Below are 16,454 nucleotides of genomic sequence, written 5' to 3'. Positions count from 1 at the left end.
TTACTGGTCCACGTTGCCGACGCCGCCGCCGTTGCCGGTGGCGCGCTGGGTGGAGGGAGAGGCGGCTTCGGTCGCGTTGACGACTGGCGTCGACGCGTCGCTGGCGGTGTTGCCGGCTTCCGACGTGGCGTCGGCGGCATCGGCACCCGGCTGCGGGATCACGGCACTGGTGGGGGCGGCGGCCTGCGCGGGGCTGGGCAGCGTGCCGCCCTTGGCGCGGATCCACTGGTTGAACTGCGCGACCGGCACCGCTTCGACCGCGATCGGCATGTACGCATGGCGCGCACCGCACAACTCGCTGCACTGGCCGAAATACAAACCCGGCTTTTCGATCGTGAAGCTGGTTTCGTTCAGCCGTCCCGGTACCGCGTCCAGCTTGATCCAGAAGGCGGGCATCGCCCAGCTATGGATCACGTCGGTCGCAGTGGTGATCAGGCGGATCGGCACACCGACCGGCAGCACGATGCGATTGTCGACCGCGAGCAGGCGGGGGCCGTCGGCATCGGTGCGGAACCGCTGGCCCGGACCGACTTCGCCCCGTTCCTTCAGCATGTTGGCGGTCACCGACACGCCGCCATAATCGGGATATTCATAGGACCAGAACCACTGGTTGCCGATCGCCTTCAGCGTCACCGCATTGTCGGGCGCGGGCTTGAACTGGCGTGCGAGCAGCCCGATCGACGGCACCGCGATCGCGGCGAGGATCAGCACCGGGGCGGCGGTCCAGATGATTTCGATGACGGTGTTGTGCGACGTCTTCGACGGAACCGGGTTCGCCTTTTCGCGGAAACGGAACGCGACATAGCCGAGCAGGAACAGCACCAGCAGCGAGATAATGACGATTACCGGCATCAGGATGTGATTGTGGAACGCTTTCCCCTCGCGCCCATTCGGCGTGACCTGCGTCTGCAGGTCGATCGTGCGGTCGGTCGGCTGGCCGACATGCGGCGTCGCGACCATGCGCGGCGATCCGTCAGCGTTCAGCGTCGGGTCCTGCATCGCGGGCGGCGTCGGGGCCGCGGCGGTCGCCGGCGGCGTCACCTGTCCGGTCAGATTGGCCTCCGCCGATCCCGGCGGCGGGGCCCCTGCCTGCGGCGCGGTCGCTACCGCGCCCGTGCCCGGCGTTACTGCCGCTGGCTGCTGCGCATAGGCGGTTCCCGCCAATGCCGCGGCGGCCGCGTAAACAAACATCCTCATCCCAATGCTTCGCATCGTGTCGTGTCACCCCGTTACAAGTTATGCTGCACGCTTCTTGACCGGCGTGGTCGCATAGGGCGGGCGTTTGGAAACCCTAACCCTCCGGGCTATACGCGGCATGTCGCCCGGCCTCAAGCGATGGTTGCGAACGTACCCGGTGCCGGACTAATGCGGCGCGCGACGGCAACCGGCGGGACGACAACCATGAACGACGACGCGATCCTCGATGAATTCCGGCAGGCGGAAGCGCTGCTGGAGGGACATTTCATCCTGTCGTCGGGCCTGCGCTCGTCCCGCTATCTGCAATGTGCGCGCGTGTTGATGGACCCGCGCCGTGCCGCACGGCTGTGCGACGAACTGGCGGCCCGGTTGCCGGCCGATCTCCGCGAATCGATCGATGTCGTGATCTCGCCGGCGATGGGTGGGGTGATCGTCGGGCATGAGATGGGCCGGTCACTGGGCGTGCCTGCCATGTTCCTCGAACGGCCGACGGGCACCTTCGAACTGCGCCGCGGTTTCCGCATCGATGCCGGCACCCGCGTGCTGATGATGGAGGATGTGGTGACCACCGGCCTGTCGTCACGCGAGGCGATCGCCGCGATCGGGGCGGCGGGCGGCAAGGTCGTGGCGGCGGCGTCGCTGGTCGACCGGTCGAACGGCGGTGCCGATCTGGGCGTGCCGTTCTTCCCGTTGATCCGTCTCGACGTGCCGAGCTACCAACCCGATGCGCTGCCCGCCGATCTGGCGGCGATCCCGGCGATCAAGCCGGGGAGCCGCGCGGCATGAGCGAGCCACTGCGCCTCGGCGTCAACATCGATCACGTCGCGACCGTCCGCAACGCACGCGGCTCGGGCTATCCCGATCCGGTACGCGCCGCGCTGCTGGCGGCCGAGCATGGCGCGGACGGGATCACTGCCCATCTGCGCGAGGATCGCCGCCACATCACCGACGACGATATCGCCCGGCTGTCGGCGGAACTGACCGTACCGCTCAACCTCGAAATGGCGGCGACCGACGAGATGCTGGGCATCGCGCTGCGCCATCGGCCGCACGCCGCCTGCATCGTGCCCGAAAAGCGCGAGGAGCGCACGACCGAGGGCGGGCTGGATGCGGCGGGGCAGCACAACACGCTGGCCCCGATGATGCGCGAACTGGGCGCGGCGCGGATCCGGGTGTCGCTGTTCATCGAACCCGATGCGGAGCAGATCGCCGCGGCGGTGGCGCTCGGCGCACCGGTGGTCGAGTTGCACACCGGCCGCTATGCCGAATTGTCCGGCGATGAACAGGTCGCCGAACTCCGCCGTATCGCCGATGCAGCGGCGCTGGCGGCAAAGAACGGGATCGAGGTTCATGCCGGCCATGGCCTGACCTTCGACAATGTCATTCCGATCGCCGCGATCCCGCAGGTGCGTGAACTCAATATCGGCCATTTCCTGATCGGTGAGGCAATTTTCGGCGGGTTGGGACCGATGGTGCGGCGGATGAAGGACCTGATGGAGACTGCACGGTGAGAGCCGTGCAAATCCTCCCCAAGCGTGCTTGGAGAGGGGGACCGCCGCCGAAGGCGGTGGTGGAGGGGCGGCGCGTAGCGCCGGCTGCGCCGACGCCCCCTCCACCATGCTACGCATGGTTCCCCTCCCCATCGGCGATGGGAAGGATCTGCGCATGATCGTCGGTCTCGGTTCGGACCTCTGCAACATCGACCGCATCCAGTCGTCGCTCGACCGGTTCGGCGATCGCTTCATTCAGCGGGTCTTCACCGACGTCGAACAGGCGAAAGCCACCAGGCGTCCCTTCACCCGCGCCGGTACGCTCGCCAAGCGGTTCGCCGCCAAGGAAGCCTTTTCCAAGGCGGTCGGCACCGGCTTTGCGCAGGGCGTGTTCATGCGCGACATCGGCGTCGTCAACGCCGCGTCGGGCGCGCCGACGCTGGCATTGACCGGTGGCGCGAAAGCGCGGCTTGACGCGATGATGCCGGCGGGCCACGTCGCGAAGGTGCATCTGACGATGACCGACGATCACCCCTGGGCGCAGGCGTTCGTCATCATCGAAGCGGTGCCGGCAACAGAGTAGGACGTTCGATGGCCGATCATCTGGCGCTGGAGAACCAGGGAGTTCCCGCGTCGTCGCCGACCCCGGCGCCCGCCCACCATCATCCGCGCCGCGCGCGGCTCGACTGGAAGGGCGAAGTGCGCGGGCTGTTCTGGCTGTTGCTGGTGGTGCTGGGCTTTCACAGCTTCATCGCCAAGCCTTTCTACATCCCGTCCGAATCGATGCTGCCGGGCTTACGCGTCGGCGATCGGCTGGTGGTGAGCAAATATGCCTATGGTTGGTCGTTCGTGTCGCCGACCATCCCCAATCCGGTGGCGATGTTCCGCGACATCGTCCTGCACCAGCCGCAGGATACGTGGAGCGTCCAGTTGCCGGCATGGCATGGCCGGCTGTGGGGTTCGTTGCCGGAGCGGGGGGATGTGGTCATTGTCAAGCCTCCGGGAAGCAACACCGACCTGATCAAGCGTGTCATCGGCCTGCCGGGCGACCGGCTGGAGGTGGCGGGGGGCGTCGTCTACATCAACGACGTGGCCATTCCGCGCAAGGCGATGGGCGACGCGATGATCCCGGTCGACGCCAATACCCGCTGCGATCCGGACCAGTATCCGGGCGCGTTGGTGCAGACCGACAAGGGGGCGTTCTGCCGCCTGCCGATGTACCGCGAGACGCTGCCGAACGGGCGGCAATATGACACGATCGACTTCCGCTATTCGCAGGGGGACAATTTCGCGCCGATCGTGATCCCGGCCAACCATGTCTTCCTGATGGGCGACAATCGCGACAACAGCGCCGACAGCCGCTTTTCGGAAGCCGAGCGGGGCTTGGGCGGACCGGTACCGTGGGAGAATATCGGCGGACGGGCCGAGTTCATCACCTTCTCGCTCGACGGCACGACCAGCCTGAACCCGGCGACATGGTTCAGTTCGTTCCGGAGCGGCCGCGCGGGTACCTCGCTGGTGCCGGCGAGCGGCGCCGCGCAGTGAGCGACGTGACGCTGTACGACTATTTCCGGTCGTCGGCGGGGTATCGCGTCCGCATTGCGCTCAACCTCAAGCGCGTGGCCCATGACCGGGTGGAGATTTCGCTGGTGCAGGGCGAACAGCGCCGGGCCGAGCATCTGGCGCGCAACCCGCAGGGACTGGTCCCGGCGCTGGCGCTGTCCGACGGCACGGTGCTGACCCAGTCGCTGGCGATGCTCGACTGGCTCGACAGCACCCGTCCCGAACCGCGCCTGTTTCCGTCCGATCCGCTCGCTCGTGCTCAGGCGATGGCGCAGGCGCTGGTGATCGTCGCCGACATCCACCCGATCGACAATCTGCGGGTATTACAGCGGCTCGAAAGCCAGTTCGGGGCCGATGCCGGGGCCAAGGCGGACTGGTATCGCCACTGGATCGCGCTGGGGCTGGATGCGCTGGAGGCGAACGCGCCAACCGACGGCTTTTTCGGAGGCGCTGCGCCGGGCGTGGTCGATTGCTGCCTCGTGCCGCAACTCTATAATGCGCGGCGGTTCGAACTGGACCTGTCGCCATGGCCGAAACTGGTCGCGATCGACGCGCGGGCGGCGCGCTTGCCCGCCTTTGCCGCCGCGCATCCCGACCGGGTGGCCGACCGGGTGGCGCCCGCGGCATGATGCTGGCGAACGCCGGGCCAGGCGCGTAGGACGTCGCGCGACATGGTAAGCGATACCGAGGCCGTACGGGGTGGTCCCGACCTTGCCGGGCTGGAGCCGCTGGAGCGGTTCCGCCCGCGCTGGCCGCGTATGCTCGGTGCGGCGCTGTCGGCGCTGATGATCGTCGGGCTGGCGTGGGAGCTGTTCGACCATGGCTGGGCCGGGGTCGGACTGGCCGCGCCCGATTCGCCGTGGTTCTATGCGTTCTTCGCGCTCGCCTATCTCTCGCCGCCGCTGTTCGACTTCGTCATCTTCCGCGCGCTGTGGCGGTTGCCGTTCGACGGCTTCGGGGCGTTGGTGCGCAAGCGGATCGCGAACGACGTCGTCATCGGCTATTCGGGCGACGTGTTCTTCTATGCATGGGCGCGTGCCCGGCTGAAGATGGTAACGGCGCCGTTCGGCGCGGTGAAGGACGTGACAATCCTGTCGGGGATCGCCGGCAATATCGTGACCGTGGCGATGCTGGCGGTGGCGCTGCCCTTTGCGTTCGAATTGTTCACGCCGCCGCAATTGCGGATGCTGGCATGGTCGGCGGCGGTCGCGGTCGGGATTTCGGGCGTGCTCCTGTTGTTCTCGCGGCGGGTGTTTTCGCTGCCGGCGCGGACGCTAGGCTGGATCTTCGGCGTGCATTGCGCGCGCCTGATCCTCGGGTCGCTCGCCTTCGGCATCGCCAGCTATTTCGCGATGCCGCTGGTATCGATCAAATGGTGGCTGTTCCTTGCCGCCGGGCGTCTCGTGGTGGCACGGCTGCCGCTGTTGCCGAACAAAGACCTTCTTTTCGCCAACTTCGCGATTATGTTCATCGGGCATGGCGAAGCCCTGTCCGACCTCGTCGCGTTCGTCGCGACACTCACCCTGTTTACCCACGCGGTGTTGATGGCGGCATTCGGGCTTCCTGCGCTCGCAAGGAAAGAATGATGCAATTGCCCATGACGCTGCTCGGTGCGGCGTTGCTCGTCGCGACGCCCGCCGCCGCGCAATCGATCGGCAGCGACGCCGCCGCCTGCAACAGCGGCCAGGGGCCGGCGATCCGCGTCAATGTCGTCGGGCTGAAGGACCGTACCGGCCGGCTGAAGCTGGAGCTGTACCCGGCGAACGACGACGATTTCCTGAAGGACGATCGCGACCTGCGTGCCGAGGGCAAGTTCTTTCGCCGGATATGGGCCGACATGCCCGCATCCGGGGCGGTGCAGCTGTGCATCCGCGCGCCTTCGCCCGGCCGCTATGCGCTGCTGTTCACCCATGATCGCGATGGCCGCAACAAGTTCAATTTCATGCGCGATGGTGCGGGGTTTCCGGGCGCGGGGAAGCTCGGGCGCGCTCGGCCGAAACTGGCCCAGGCGATCGTCAACGTGCCGGCGGGCGTGACGACGACGACGGTGCGCGCCCAATATCTGCGCGGACTGGGCGGTTTCGCCCCGCTGGGCTGAACGATCCGATGCGCGTCGTCGACGTCAACGAATTCTATTCGCCCACCGGCGGCGGGGTCCGCACCTATATCGATCACAAGATGACGATCATGGCCGAACTCGGCCACGAACTGATCGTCATCGCCCCCGCTAAGCACAATGCGGTCGAGGAACGTCCCGGCGGCGGTCGCATCCATTGGGTGAAGGCACCGACGCTGGTCCTCGACCCCAATTACGGCATCTTCCTGCGCGGCGGGGCGATCCACGCGCTGCTCGACGAACTGCATCCCGACGTGGTCGAGGCGTCGAGCCCGTGGCGTCCCGCCACCATCGTCGCCGACTGGCCGGGCGATGCGGTAAAGGTCTATTTCGCGCATAACGACAATGTCGGCGCCTATCCGCTGCGCTGGTTCGAACGCATGGCCAGCCGCGAGCGGATCGAGGAGGCGTTCATGTGGTGGACGCGCTATATGGCGCGGTATCTGGCGAAGATGGATGCGTTCGTCACCAACGGTCCGGCGCTGGAAAAGCGGCATGCCGCGCGCGGGCTGACGGTCCATGCGTCGATGCCGCTCGGCATCCAGCGCGGCTTCTTCTCGCCCGAACATCGCGACGAACAACTGCGTGCGTCGCTGCTCGAACAGCTGGGGCTGCCGCCCGAGGGTCATTTGCTGCTCGGGCTGGGGCGGCACCATGCCGAGAAACGCTGGCCGATGATCTTCGATGCGGTCGAGATGGCGGGCGAGCATCTGCCGGTGGGCATGATCCAGATCGGCAGCGGCGTGCATACCCGCCGGCTGGAGCACCGGTTGCGCAACAGCCCGCATATCAGGCTGTTCCGGCCGGTGTACGACCGGGTGCGGCTTGCGCGGATCATGGCCAGTTGCGATGCGCTGATCCACGGATCGGATGCCGAACCGTTCGGGCTGGTCGGGCTGGAAGGGTTGGCTTCGGGCCTGCCGCTGATCGTGCCCGACGAGGGCGGCTGCGCGGAGATCGCCGAGCCGGGCTTTGCCGAAACCTATGCCGCGCGCGATCCCCGATCGGCGGCGGACGCGATCGCGCGGCTGTTCGCGCGCGACTATGATGTGGTCAAGGCGGCGGCGAACGAAGCGGCGGCGCGGGTCAGGACCGATCGCGACCATACGATCGACCTGATGCGGTATTATGAAGGGCTGGTAGCAGAGAAGGCACAGCGTTTCCCGGCGTGGTTCGCGCGATAATTCATCCCCGGCACGGGGAGGGGGACCATGCACAGCATGGTGGAGGGGGGCATCCACAAGCGGTTCGCTGCCGGCGATCCCCCTCCACCATCCGCTTGCGCGGACGGTCCCCCTCCCCGTGCCGGGGAGGATTTAGGTCAGGCTCTTCCCCGCCTGTTCCAGCATATCCTTCGACAGCCCCGGCATCGACAGGATCCGTTCCAGTTCCGCGCGCATCAATACGCCGCGTGCACGGTCGAACCGCCGCCAGCGGGCGAGCGGTGGCAGCATCTTCGCCGCCGTCTGCGGATTGATCCGGTCGAGTGCGATCAACTGGTCGGCAAGGAAGCGGTAGCCGGCGCCATCGGCCCGGTGGAACGCCTTCTGATTCATGCTGAACGCGCCGATCAACGCGCGGGCGCGATTGGGATTGGTCAGCGTGAAGTCGCGGTGGCCGGCAAGGTCAGCGACCTGTTCGAACGCGTCGGCGCGCGTCGACAGCGCCTGCGTCGTGAACCATTTGTCGAGCACCAGCGCGTTGTCGCGATAGCGGTTGTAGAAGATGTCGAGCGCGGCGACGCGGCTGTCCGAGTCCGAGTTGACCAGCGTCATCAACGCGCCCTGCCGGTCGGTCATGTTGTCGGCCTGCCGGAACTGGGCAAAGGCGAGATCGTCGGCATCGCCCGCCCCCGATGCCGCGATATAGCCCAGCGAAACCGTGCGCAGCCGGCGCTTGCCCTTGGCATCGGGCGTATAGTCGAACGCTTCCGCCTCGGTCCCGGCATAGGCCGCACGCCACTCGGTCAGCAGCGCGCGGCCGATATCGGCGCGAAGCGCCTCGCGCGCGGTGAAGATCGCGTCGGGATCTACCACCCCCATCTGATCGCCGACGAAGCTGTCGGAGGGGAGCAATACCGCCTCTGCGACGAATGCCCGGTCGAGCCGGTCGTCGGCCAGCGTGTTGCCGACCGCCTCGATCACCGCCGCATGGTCGCCGTGCCCGCTGGCGACCGAAGCGACCAGCGTGTCGAGCATCAACTGCTGCATCGCTTCGTAGCGGGCGAAGGGGTCGTCGTCCTGCGCGCTGAGGAACGCGAGGTCGGCCGACCCGCGATCGGTCTCGACGATGACCGGTGCCGAAAAGCCGCGATTGATCGACAGGACCGGGCGTTCGGTCACGGTTTCGAAGGTGATCGATCCCTGTTCCTCGTCGAGGATGAAGAGATGCTCGTCGCTGAGCGCGCGGCCCGTCTCCGCCCCGAACAGGCGAACGCGCAACGGCAGCACCATCGGCAGCTTGGTCGGCTGCCCCGGCGTCGGCGGCACGGTCTGGGTCAGCGACAGCGTCGCCCGCCCGCCGCCGGCTTCGTGCGCCAGCGTCGCGACGACGCGCGGGGTGCCGGCCTGTTCGTACCAGCGGCGGAACCGGGTCAGGTCGACGCCCGACGCGTCCTCCATCGCCACCACGAAATCCTCGCAGGTCGCCGCCGTCCCGTCATGGCGGCTGAAATACAGGTCGGTGCCGGCCCGGAACGCGGTCTCGCCGAGGATCGTCGCGATCATGCGGACGACCTCCGCCCCCTTGTTATAGATGGTGGCGGTGTAGAAGTTGCTGATTTCCTGATAGGCGTCCGGCCGGATCGGATGGGCGAGCGGACCGGCGTCCTCGGGGAACTGCGATGCGCGCAGCGACCGGACATCCTCGATCCGCTTGACCGCCGCCGACCCCTGATCGGCGGAAAATTGCTGGTCGCGCAGGACGGTGAAGCCCTCCTTCAACGACAGCTGGAACCAGTCGCGGCAGGTGACGCGGTTGCCCGACCAGTTGTGGAAATATTCATGGGCGACGACGGCGGCGATGCCGTCATAGTCGTAATCGGTCGCGGTGTCGGGGTCGGCGAGGATGTAGCGGCTGTTGAAGATGTTCAGCCCCTTGTTCTCCATGGCGCCGAAATTGAAATCGTCGACCGCGACGATATTGAACACGTCCAGATCATATTCGCGGCCGTACACGCGCTCGTCCCATGCCATCGACGTCTCGAGCGCGCGCATCGCATGGTCGGTCTTGGCCAGATCGGGTGCGCGGACCCAGATGCCGATTTCCACCTCGCGCCCCGACGCGGTCACGAACTGTGCGCGATTGGCGACCAGATCGCCGGCGACCAGCGCGAAGAGATAGCAGGGCTTGGGGAAGGGATCGGACCATTCGGCCCAGTGGCGTCCATCGTCCAGATCGCCCGCCGCCATCGGATCGCCATTGGCGAGCAAGACCGGAAACCGTGCCTTGTCCGCGGTCAGCTTCACCCGGTAGCGGCTGAGGATGTCGGGGCGGTCGGGGAAGAAGGTGATGCGGCGAAAGCCCTCCGCCTCGCACTGGGTGCACAGATTGCCGCCCGATGCATAGAGGCCCATCAGCTGGGTATTGGCCTGCGGTTCGAGCGCGACCTCGGTCGTGATTTCGTGCGCGTCGCCGGGCAGATCGAGGACCAGCGCGCCGTCCTCCAGCCGCCAGTCGTTACGCGGCGTGCCGTCGACCGCGACCGACAGCGGCGTCAGCCCGTCGCCGTCGAGGCGCAGCGGGCCGGTGCCGTTCCGTTCGACCGACAGCGTGGCGCGCACGCGCGTGCTGCGGGGATCGAGATCGAATTCCAGCGCGATCGAGGGGACCTGCCATTCGGGCGAACGATAGTCGCCGCGACGGATGATCGGCGGGGCCATCGGAGTACGCGTCGCATCGACCATCATCTTCTCACCCGTTTCAATCGCGTTCGTGCCGTCGTTGCGTGGGGTCACGGCATTGGCTACGCCTGTATCTATGATCGCTTGTCGAAGGATTCCAATGTTCCGTCCAGCCTTGTTGCTCGGTCTCCTCATCAGCACCGCCGGAATTGCGCAGGATGCGCCGATCGCGCCGGCTCCCGCCCCCACTGCCGCCGAGCTGACGGCGCGTAACGCAGCGGTGAACGCCGAGCTGCCGGCGGCACAGGCAGCGATGAAGGCGCATGTCATGTTCCTGGCGAGCGACGCGATGCGCGGGCGCGATGCCGGGTCGCCGGAATATGCCATTGCCGCCAATTATGTCGCTTCGCAATTCTATGCGGCCGGGCTGCGTCCGGCGGGCGATGACGGCAGCTATCTGCAGAACGTGCCGCTGATCCGCATGAACGCCGCCGACAAGGGGCAGGTCAGCCTGAACGGCCAGGCGCTGACCTTTGGCGAGGAATATCTGCCGGGCATCAATCCGCAGGCACCGGAATCGATGACCGAGGGCAAGGTCGTCTATGTCGGGTACGGCATCGTCCGGCCGGGTCGCGACGATTATGCCGGCGTCGATGTGCGCGGCAAGATCGTGGCGGTGGTGCGCGGCGCGCCGCAAGGCCTCGACAGCGAGGAATCGGCGCATTTCGGCGGCATCGCGACCAAGGCGGCGATCGCCAGGGCCAAGGGCGCGGTCGCGGTGATCTCGCTCCAGACGCCCGAGGCGGCACAACGTTCGCCGCTGTCGAAGAGCGCGGCGGGCTATGACAGCCCGAGCGTCAGCTGGGCCGCACCCGATGGCGTCGGCCATGTGATGGGCGGCGGCGTGCCGACCATCGCCACCCTCGGCGCGGCGGGCGCGGAGAAGCTGTTCGCCGGATCGGGGACGAGCTGGGCCGGGGCGGCGGCTGCGCTGTCGGGCAAGGGCAAGTTCCGTGCGGTCGCGCTGAAGCCGACCATGGCCGTGACGATCAAGACCGCGATCACGCCGCTGCCCAGCTACAATGTCGCCGGCATCCTGCCGGGCAGCGACCGTTCGGTCGCGGCCGAAACCGTGGTATTGTCGGCGCATCTCGACCATGTCGGCGTCGGCAGCCCCAATGCGAAGGGCGACACGATCTATAACGGCGCGATGGACAATGCGGTCGGCATCGCCTCGCTGATAGAGGAGGCCAAGCGTTTCAAGGCGGCGGGCAAGCCGCCGCGCCGCTCGATCCTGTTCCTCGCGGTTACCGCCGAGGAGAAGGGGCTGGTCGGCTCCGATTACTTCGCCAACCACCCGACGATCGACAAGGCGCGCATCGTCGCCGATGTCAATCTCGACATGCCGATCATCACCTACAAGTTCACCGACGTGATCGCGTTCGGTGCGGCGCGATCGACGCTGGGCGATATCGTCAAGCGGGCAGCGGCGCAGGCGGGGGCCAGCTTTTCGCCCGATCCGATGCCCGAAATGGCGCTGTTCGTGCGTTCCGACCATTACCGCTTCGTGCAGCAGGGGGTGCCGTCGGTGTTCCTGTGGCCGGGCACGTCGGGGCCGGGCAAGGCGGCGGTCGATGCGTTCTTCGCCAACAACTACCACAAGCCGTCCGACGAAGTGGTGCAGGGGCCGCCGATCGACTGGCAATCGGGCGAACGCTTCATCAACGTGAATTACCAGATCGCCCGCGACATCGCCGACGCCCCCGCGCGCCCGGCGTGGAACAAGGGCGATTTCTTCGGGACGCTCTATAACGGGTATGGCGCGAAATAGGCGTTCGCCGTTCTTCGTCATCCCGGCGCAGACCGACGTTCGCGGACCCCCGGATCCCGGGCTGCGCCGGGATGACGACTATCTTTGAATGACAAGGACACCGATGCGCCTCTTTCCGCTCGCACTGTTGCTGGCTTCCACCGGCGCGCTCGCCCAGACCGCGCCGCTGACTCCGGACGAGGCGGCGATGCGGGCGCATGTCGCGTTCCTCGCCGCCGACGACATGAAGGGGCGCGAACCCGGTACGCCCGAATATGACCGCGCCGCCGCCTATGTCGCGCAGCAGATGCGTGCCGCCGGATTGCAGCCCGGCGGCGACGATGGCAGTTATCTGCAACGCGTGCCGCTGATCTCGGCGGTACCGGCGGGCAAGGGGCGGCTGACGGCGGCGGGGCGGCCGGCGCTGACCTTCGGCACCGATTATCTCACCTCGACCAGCTTTCTCGAACCCGATCTGCGCCGGTCGGGCGAAGTGGTGTTCGTCGGGCAGGGGGTGACCGACGCGGCGAACGGCATCGACGATTATGCCGGGCTGGACGTGCGCGGCAAGATCGTCGCCTATCTCTATGGCGCGCCGCCGAAGCTGCCGAGCGAGATCCGCGCGCATCTGGGCAGCGGCGATACCAAGCGTGCGAACGCGGCCGCGCATGGCGCGATCGGCGTGATTCAGATCGAGACCGACGAACAGTCGAAACGCTATCCGTTCAGCTATCTGATGTCGCTGTATCGCAGCCCGCGCATGACGTGGGTCGGGAAGGACGGGCGCGCGCAGGTTGCCGGTAGCGCCGCGCCGTCGATCGGGTGGCTGAGTACGTCGGGTGCGGCCAAGCTGTTCGCCGGGTCGGCGATCGATTGGCCGGCGGTGTTGAAGGCGGAGGCGGCGGGTACGCCCGTTCCACGCGGACCGACGGGCGTGCAGGTGACGACGCGTCAGCGTTCGACGACCAAACGCTTCGACAGCAGCAATGTTATCGGCGTCCTGCCGGGCAGCGATCCCGCCTTGCGTGGTCAATATGTCGCGTTGTCGGCACATCTCGACCATATCGGCGTGTCGACCGATCCGACACTGCCCAAGGGCGCCGACGTCATCAACAATGGCGCGATGGACAATGGCGTGGGCACTGCGGCGATGATCGAGGTCGCGAAACAGTTCGCCGCCGATCCGCGCAAACCGCGCCGCAGCCTGATCTTCGTCAGCGTGACGGCGGAGGAAGCGGGGCTGATCGGCAGCGAATATTTCGCCTTGAACCCGACCGTTCCCAAGGGGACGATCGTCGCCGACGTCAATCTCGACATGCCGATCCTGTCCTATCGCTTTCAGGACATGGTCGCGATCGGGGCGGACCATTCGACCGTCGCGCAGGCCGTGGCGCGCGCGGCAGGCAAGCGCGGCATCGCGCTGAGCCCCGATCCCGAGCCGGAAGAGGCGATCTTCGTCCGGTCGGACCATTACAGCTTCGTCAAGGCAGGCGTGCCGTCGGTGTCGCTCGACACCGGCTGGGCTGGCCCCGGCAAAGCGGCGGTCGCCGATTTCCTTGAACATCGGTATCACCAACCGGGCGACGACATGCGCCAGAAGTTCGACTGGACGGCGGGGCGGGTGTTCGTCGCGATCAACCACGATATCGCGCTCGATCTGGCCGATGCCGATGACCGGCCGCGCTGGAACAAGGGCGATTATTTCGGGCTGTTATACGACGGTTACGGGGCGAAATGAGCCGCCTGCTGATCTTTGGGTTGGGCTATACGTCCCGCGCAGTCGCCGCGCATCTGGAGCCGCGGGGGTGGCGGGTGGTCGGGACGACGCGGGACGGGCGGGATGACAGCATCGCCTTTGCCGACCGCGACCGGGTACGGTTCGAGGCGGAACAGGCCACCGCGATCCTGTCCAGCGTGCCGCCCGACGGCGATGGCGATCCGGTGCTGGAACGCTATCGTGACGTGCTGACCGGCCGAACGCTGGCTTATCTGTCGTCGACCGGGGTGTATGGCGATGCCGATGGCGGCTGGGTCGACGAAAGCACGCCGATCGCCGGGCGTCGGGCCAACCGCAATCTGGCCGATGCGGCGTGGCTGGCGCTGGGGGCGCGGGTGTTTCGGTTGCCCGGAATCTATGGGCCGGGACGGTCGCCGCTCGAACGGGTGGCGGCGGGGGAGGCGCATCGGGTCGAGCAGCCGGGGCAGGTGTTCAGCCGGGTGCATGTTGCGGATGTTGCCAAAGGTGTCACGTACGGACTGTCCGCACCGGCCGGGTCGTATAATTTATCCGATGATCTGCCAGCTTCGCAGAATGATGTTGTCGAATATGCGGCGCACTTGCTGGGGCTGGAGCCGCCTCCGTTCGTCGCGCTGGAGACGCTGAGTCCAATGGCGCGCGCCTTTTATGGCGAGAACCGGCGGGTGGCGAACGGCAAGGCCAGACGGGTGCTGGGCTGGCGGCCCGATTTTCCCGATTACCGGTTTGGCCTGCGCGCCTTGAGCGCCACCACCAGCCCGGCCATCGCGAGCAGCGCCCCGGCCCCGGCGAGCGGCGACCAGCGATAATTTTCGAACAACGTTGACAACAGCATCGCGATCACCGGCACGACGACGCCGTTATACGCCGCCTTGGCCGGGCCGATCGTGCGGATCAGCCCGAAATACAGGGTGAAGGCGACCGCCGACGCGACGATGCCGAGATAGAGCAGCCCGCCAACATAGGACCAGCGCCAGTCGAACACCGGCGCGCCGACGGTAAGGGCCGCATAGGTCGCATCGATCGTCGCGCCGATCAGCATCGCCAGCCCGAGCAACGGGACCATCGGATAGGCCTTGGCGGTCGGGGTCGCCTGCATGACGTTGGCGACCGAGGCGGAGAAGACGCCGGCCAGCGCGATGGTGAGGCCGATCAGCACCGCCGCACCGTTTTCGGGATGTTCGCGCGCCTCATGGACGAACAGCAGCGCGACACCGGCCAGCGCGATCGCCGATCCGACCAGCAATTGCCGCCCCATCCGCTGACCCAGAAAGATGCGGGCGAGAATCGAATTGGGCACGATCAGCAGCGCGTACATCAGCGCGACCAGCCCCGACGTGACATATTGTTCGGCGCGGTAGACGAAATTGAAGTTGAGGCAGAATTGCGCGAGACCGAGGCCGGCGGCGAACAGAAGGCCGCGCCGGTCGACCGCGATGCGGTCACCGCGCCGCCATGCCCAGAGCAGCATGACCGTGCCGGCGATCAGGAAGCGATAGGTCACCGACCACGACGCGGGCACCACGCCCAGTTGATCGCGGATCACGATCCACGTCGATCCCCAGATCAGGGTGACGATGCCGAACGGGACCAGCACCGCCGGCGTGGCCGAACGGGGTGCGTCGGTCATAGCGCGGCGATCGCGTCGGCAAGCGGCCGGACGGTCGCCGCATCCTGATCCCATGCGACGACCAGCCGTGCCTGTCCGACACCCCAGTCGTAGAAATCGAACCCTTGCGCGCGCAGGTCGGCAGCTTCGTCGGCGGTCAGGTGCAGGAACACCTCGTTCGCCTCGACCGCATGGACCAGCCGGTCGCCCGCCGCCCGTGCCAGCATCGCCGCACCGGCATTGGCGGCGCGGGCGTTGTGCAGCCAGACTTCGCCGTCGAGCATCGCCAGCAACTGCGCGGCGAGAAATCGCCCCTTCGACGCGAGCAGCCCGGCGCGCTTGCGGCGATAGCGTGCGACCCGGGCCAGTTCGGGGCGGAAGAAGACCAGCGCCTCGGCCGACATGCCGCCATTCTTGATGAAGCCGAACGACAGGGCATCGACGCCCGCTTGCCACGTCACCTCGGCGGGCGTGCAGCCGAGATGGGCGACGGCATTGGCAAAGCGCGCGCCGTCCATGTGCAGGCCAAGGCCGCGCGCGCGGGCGACGGCGCCGATCGCGGCGACTTCCTGCGGCGTGTAGACGCGACCGGCCTCGGTCGCCTGGGTGATCGAGATCGCGTGCGGCTGCACCTGATGCACGTCGTCGCGGACCGTCGCCAAATATGCCTCGATGGTGTCGGGCGCGAGCTTTGCGCCGTCGCCACCCAGCAGCATCAGCTTCGCCCCATGGGTGTAGAATTCGGGGGCGCCGCCTTCGTCATTCTGGATATGCGCTTCGTGGTGACAGACGATGCCGCCATGCGGCGGGCACATCGCGGTCAGCGCGAGGCAGTTGGCGGCGGTGCCCGATGGCACCCACAACACTGCGACTTCGCAGCCGAACAGTTCGCCGAACCGCGTGTCGAGCCGCTTGCTGAGCGCATCGCCGTCATAGGCGGTATCCTGTCCGTTGGCGGCGACGATCGCGTCGAGCACGGCGAGGCAGGCGGGGGCGGCGTTGTCGGAAAAGAAGCGCATGGCAATGCCTTGGCGGCGTGGGGGGCGGGGGTCAACCGGGGTGGAAGGGTCC

Annotated in this window: 15 protein-coding genes; 11 read left to right on the top strand and 4 right to left on the bottom strand. The window is 67.2% G+C overall.

Annotated elements, in window-relative coordinates; genetic code table 11:
- Positions 1-1,197 carry a cytochrome c oxidase subunit II gene (coxB, locus tag ASE90_RS04960; protein WP_055996664.1) on the bottom strand — a complete coding sequence of 399 codons (1,197 nt, stop codon included), beginning with the start codon at positions 1,195-1,197 and terminating at the stop codon, positions 1-3.
- Between the two features lie 204 nt (positions 1,198-1,401).
- Here coxB and pyrE point away from each other — a divergent pair, with 204 nt between their 5' ends.
- The 8 genes from pyrE (at position 1,402) to ASE90_RS04920 (ending at position 7,550) form a co-directional block, all read left to right on the top strand.
- Positions 1,402-1,983 carry an orotate phosphoribosyltransferase gene (gene pyrE / locus ASE90_RS04955; protein WP_055997364.1) on the top strand — a complete coding sequence of 194 codons (582 nt, stop codon included), beginning with the start codon at positions 1,402-1,404 and terminating at the stop codon, positions 1,981-1,983.
- Positions 1,980-2,708 carry a pyridoxine 5'-phosphate synthase gene (locus ASE90_RS04950; protein WP_055996661.1) on the top strand — a complete coding sequence of 243 codons (729 nt, stop codon included), beginning with the start codon at positions 1,980-1,982 and terminating at the stop codon, positions 2,706-2,708. The genes pyrE and ASE90_RS04950 overlap by 4 nt, the downstream gene beginning before the upstream one ends.
- A 154-nt stretch (positions 2,709-2,862) precedes the next feature.
- Entirely contained in the window at positions 2,863-3,270 is a 408-nt protein-coding gene (gene acpS / locus ASE90_RS04945) for a holo-ACP synthase (protein ID WP_055997361.1), read from the top strand.
- An 8-nt stretch (positions 3,271-3,278) separates the two neighbouring features.
- Positions 3,279-4,232 (top strand): signal peptidase I, encoded by a 954-nt coding sequence (lepB, locus tag ASE90_RS04940; RefSeq protein WP_055996658.1) that lies wholly within the window; start codon positions 3,279-3,281, stop codon positions 4,230-4,232.
- Positions 4,229-4,879 carry a maleylacetoacetate isomerase gene (maiA, locus tag ASE90_RS04935; RefSeq protein ID WP_055996655.1) on the top strand — a complete coding sequence of 217 codons (651 nt, stop codon included), beginning with the start codon at positions 4,229-4,231 and terminating at the stop codon, positions 4,877-4,879. The genes lepB and maiA overlap by 4 nt, the downstream gene beginning before the upstream one ends.
- Positions 4,880-4,921: 42 nt before the next feature.
- Positions 4,922-5,836 carry a hypothetical protein gene (locus ASE90_RS04930; RefSeq protein ID WP_055996653.1) on the top strand — a complete coding sequence of 305 codons (915 nt, stop codon included), beginning with the start codon at positions 4,922-4,924 and terminating at the stop codon, positions 5,834-5,836.
- Positions 5,836-6,348: a DUF2141 domain-containing protein gene (locus tag ASE90_RS04925; RefSeq protein ID WP_055997358.1), complete on the top strand. Its 513-nt coding sequence runs from the start codon at positions 5,836-5,838 to the stop codon at positions 6,346-6,348. Before ASE90_RS04930 ends, ASE90_RS04925 begins: the two co-directional genes overlap by 1 nt.
- A gap of 8 nt (positions 6,349-6,356) precedes the next feature.
- The gene (locus ASE90_RS04920; protein ID WP_055996650.1) at positions 6,357-7,550 is read left to right on the top strand and encodes a glycosyltransferase; all 1,194 of its coding nucleotides are present in this window, start codon (positions 6,357-6,359) and stop codon (positions 7,548-7,550) included.
- A 132-nt stretch (positions 7,551-7,682) separates the two neighbouring features.
- Here the strand turns inward: ASE90_RS04920 and pepN are convergent, their stop codons facing one another.
- On the bottom strand, positions 7,683-10,271 hold the full coding sequence (gene pepN, locus ASE90_RS04915) for an aminopeptidase N (RefSeq protein ID WP_055997354.1): 2,589 nt from the start codon (positions 10,269-10,271) through the stop codon (positions 7,683-7,685).
- Between the two features lie 97 nt (positions 10,272-10,368).
- On the opposite strand from pepN, the gene ASE90_RS04910 reads away from it, so the two are divergent.
- The 3 genes from ASE90_RS04910 to ASE90_RS04900 all read left to right on the top strand — a co-directional run bounded on the left by ASE90_RS04910 (position 10,369) and on the right by ASE90_RS04900 (position 14,583).
- Positions 10,369-12,039 (top strand): M28 family metallopeptidase, encoded by a 1,671-nt coding sequence (locus tag ASE90_RS04910; RefSeq protein WP_082449427.1) that lies wholly within the window; start codon positions 10,369-10,371, stop codon positions 12,037-12,039.
- A 103-nt stretch (positions 12,040-12,142) separates the two neighbouring features.
- Complete coding sequence (locus ASE90_RS04905) at positions 12,143-13,756, top strand: M28 family metallopeptidase (RefSeq protein ID WP_055996647.1); 1,614 nt, start codon at positions 12,143-12,145, stop codon at positions 13,754-13,756.
- Complete coding sequence (locus tag ASE90_RS04900; protein WP_055996644.1) at positions 13,753-14,583, top strand: hypothetical protein; 831 nt, start codon at positions 13,753-13,755, stop codon at positions 14,581-14,583. The genes ASE90_RS04905 and ASE90_RS04900 overlap by 4 nt, the downstream gene beginning before the upstream one ends.
- On the opposite strand, the gene ASE90_RS04895 is transcribed toward ASE90_RS04900, so the two are convergent.
- Positions 14,493-15,404: a DMT family transporter gene (locus ASE90_RS04895; RefSeq protein WP_055996641.1), complete on the bottom strand. Its 912-nt coding sequence runs from the start codon at positions 15,402-15,404 to the stop codon at positions 14,493-14,495. The genes ASE90_RS04900 and ASE90_RS04895 overlap by 91 nt on opposite strands.
- A complete protein-coding gene (locus ASE90_RS04890) occupies positions 15,401-16,402 on the bottom strand; it encodes a threonine aldolase family protein (protein ID WP_055996639.1) in 1,002 nt (333 codons plus the stop codon). Before ASE90_RS04890 ends, ASE90_RS04895 begins: the two co-directional genes overlap by 4 nt.
- Between the last annotated feature and the right edge of the window lie 52 nt (positions 16,403-16,454).

The organism is Sphingomonas sp. Leaf67, from assembly GCF_001421965.1.
Classification (GTDB): Bacteria; Pseudomonadota; Alphaproteobacteria; order Sphingomonadales; family Sphingomonadaceae; genus Sphingomonas.
Note: the sequence above shows the minus strand (reverse complement) of the source record. Positions and strands in the feature narration are given on the sequence as shown.

What these genes read in the sequence shown, in the direction of transcription:
- coxB (WP_055996664.1), bottom strand. Translation starts at nt 1,197, where the DNA reads ATGAGGATGTTTGTTTACGCGGCCGCCGCGGCATTGGCGGGAACCGCC.
- pyrE (WP_055997364.1), top strand. Translation starts at nt 1,402, where the DNA reads ATGAACGACGACGCGATCCTCGATGAATTCCGGCAGGCGGAAGCGCTG.
- ASE90_RS04950 (WP_055996661.1), top strand. Translation starts at nt 1,980, where the DNA reads ATGAGCGAGCCACTGCGCCTCGGCGTCAACATCGATCACGTCGCGACC.
- acpS (WP_055997361.1), top strand. Translation starts at nt 2,863, where the DNA reads ATGATCGTCGGTCTCGGTTCGGACCTCTGCAACATCGACCGCATCCAG.
- lepB (WP_055996658.1), top strand. Translation starts at nt 3,279, where the DNA reads ATGGCCGATCATCTGGCGCTGGAGAACCAGGGAGTTCCCGCGTCGTCG.
- ASE90_RS04930 (WP_055996653.1), top strand. Translation starts at nt 4,922, where the DNA reads ATGGTAAGCGATACCGAGGCCGTACGGGGTGGTCCCGACCTTGCCGGG.
- ASE90_RS04925 (WP_055997358.1), top strand. Translation starts at nt 5,836, where the DNA reads ATGCAATTGCCCATGACGCTGCTCGGTGCGGCGTTGCTCGTCGCGACG.
- ASE90_RS04920 (WP_055996650.1), top strand. Translation starts at nt 6,357, where the DNA reads ATGCGCGTCGTCGACGTCAACGAATTCTATTCGCCCACCGGCGGCGGG.
- pepN (WP_055997354.1), bottom strand. Translation starts at nt 10,271, where the DNA reads ATGGTCGATGCGACGCGTACTCCGATGGCCCCGCCGATCATCCGTCGC.
- ASE90_RS04910 (WP_082449427.1), top strand. Translation starts at nt 10,369, where the DNA reads ATGTTCCGTCCAGCCTTGTTGCTCGGTCTCCTCATCAGCACCGCCGGA.
- ASE90_RS04905 (WP_055996647.1), top strand. Translation starts at nt 12,143, where the DNA reads ATGCGCCTCTTTCCGCTCGCACTGTTGCTGGCTTCCACCGGCGCGCTC.
- ASE90_RS04900 (WP_055996644.1), top strand. Translation starts at nt 13,753, where the DNA reads ATGAGCCGCCTGCTGATCTTTGGGTTGGGCTATACGTCCCGCGCAGTC.
- ASE90_RS04895 (WP_055996641.1), bottom strand. Translation starts at nt 15,404, where the DNA reads ATGACCGACGCACCCCGTTCGGCCACGCCGGCGGTGCTGGTCCCGTTC.
- ASE90_RS04890 (WP_055996639.1), bottom strand. Translation starts at nt 16,402, where the DNA reads ATGCGCTTCTTTTCCGACAACGCCGCCCCCGCCTGCCTCGCCGTGCTC.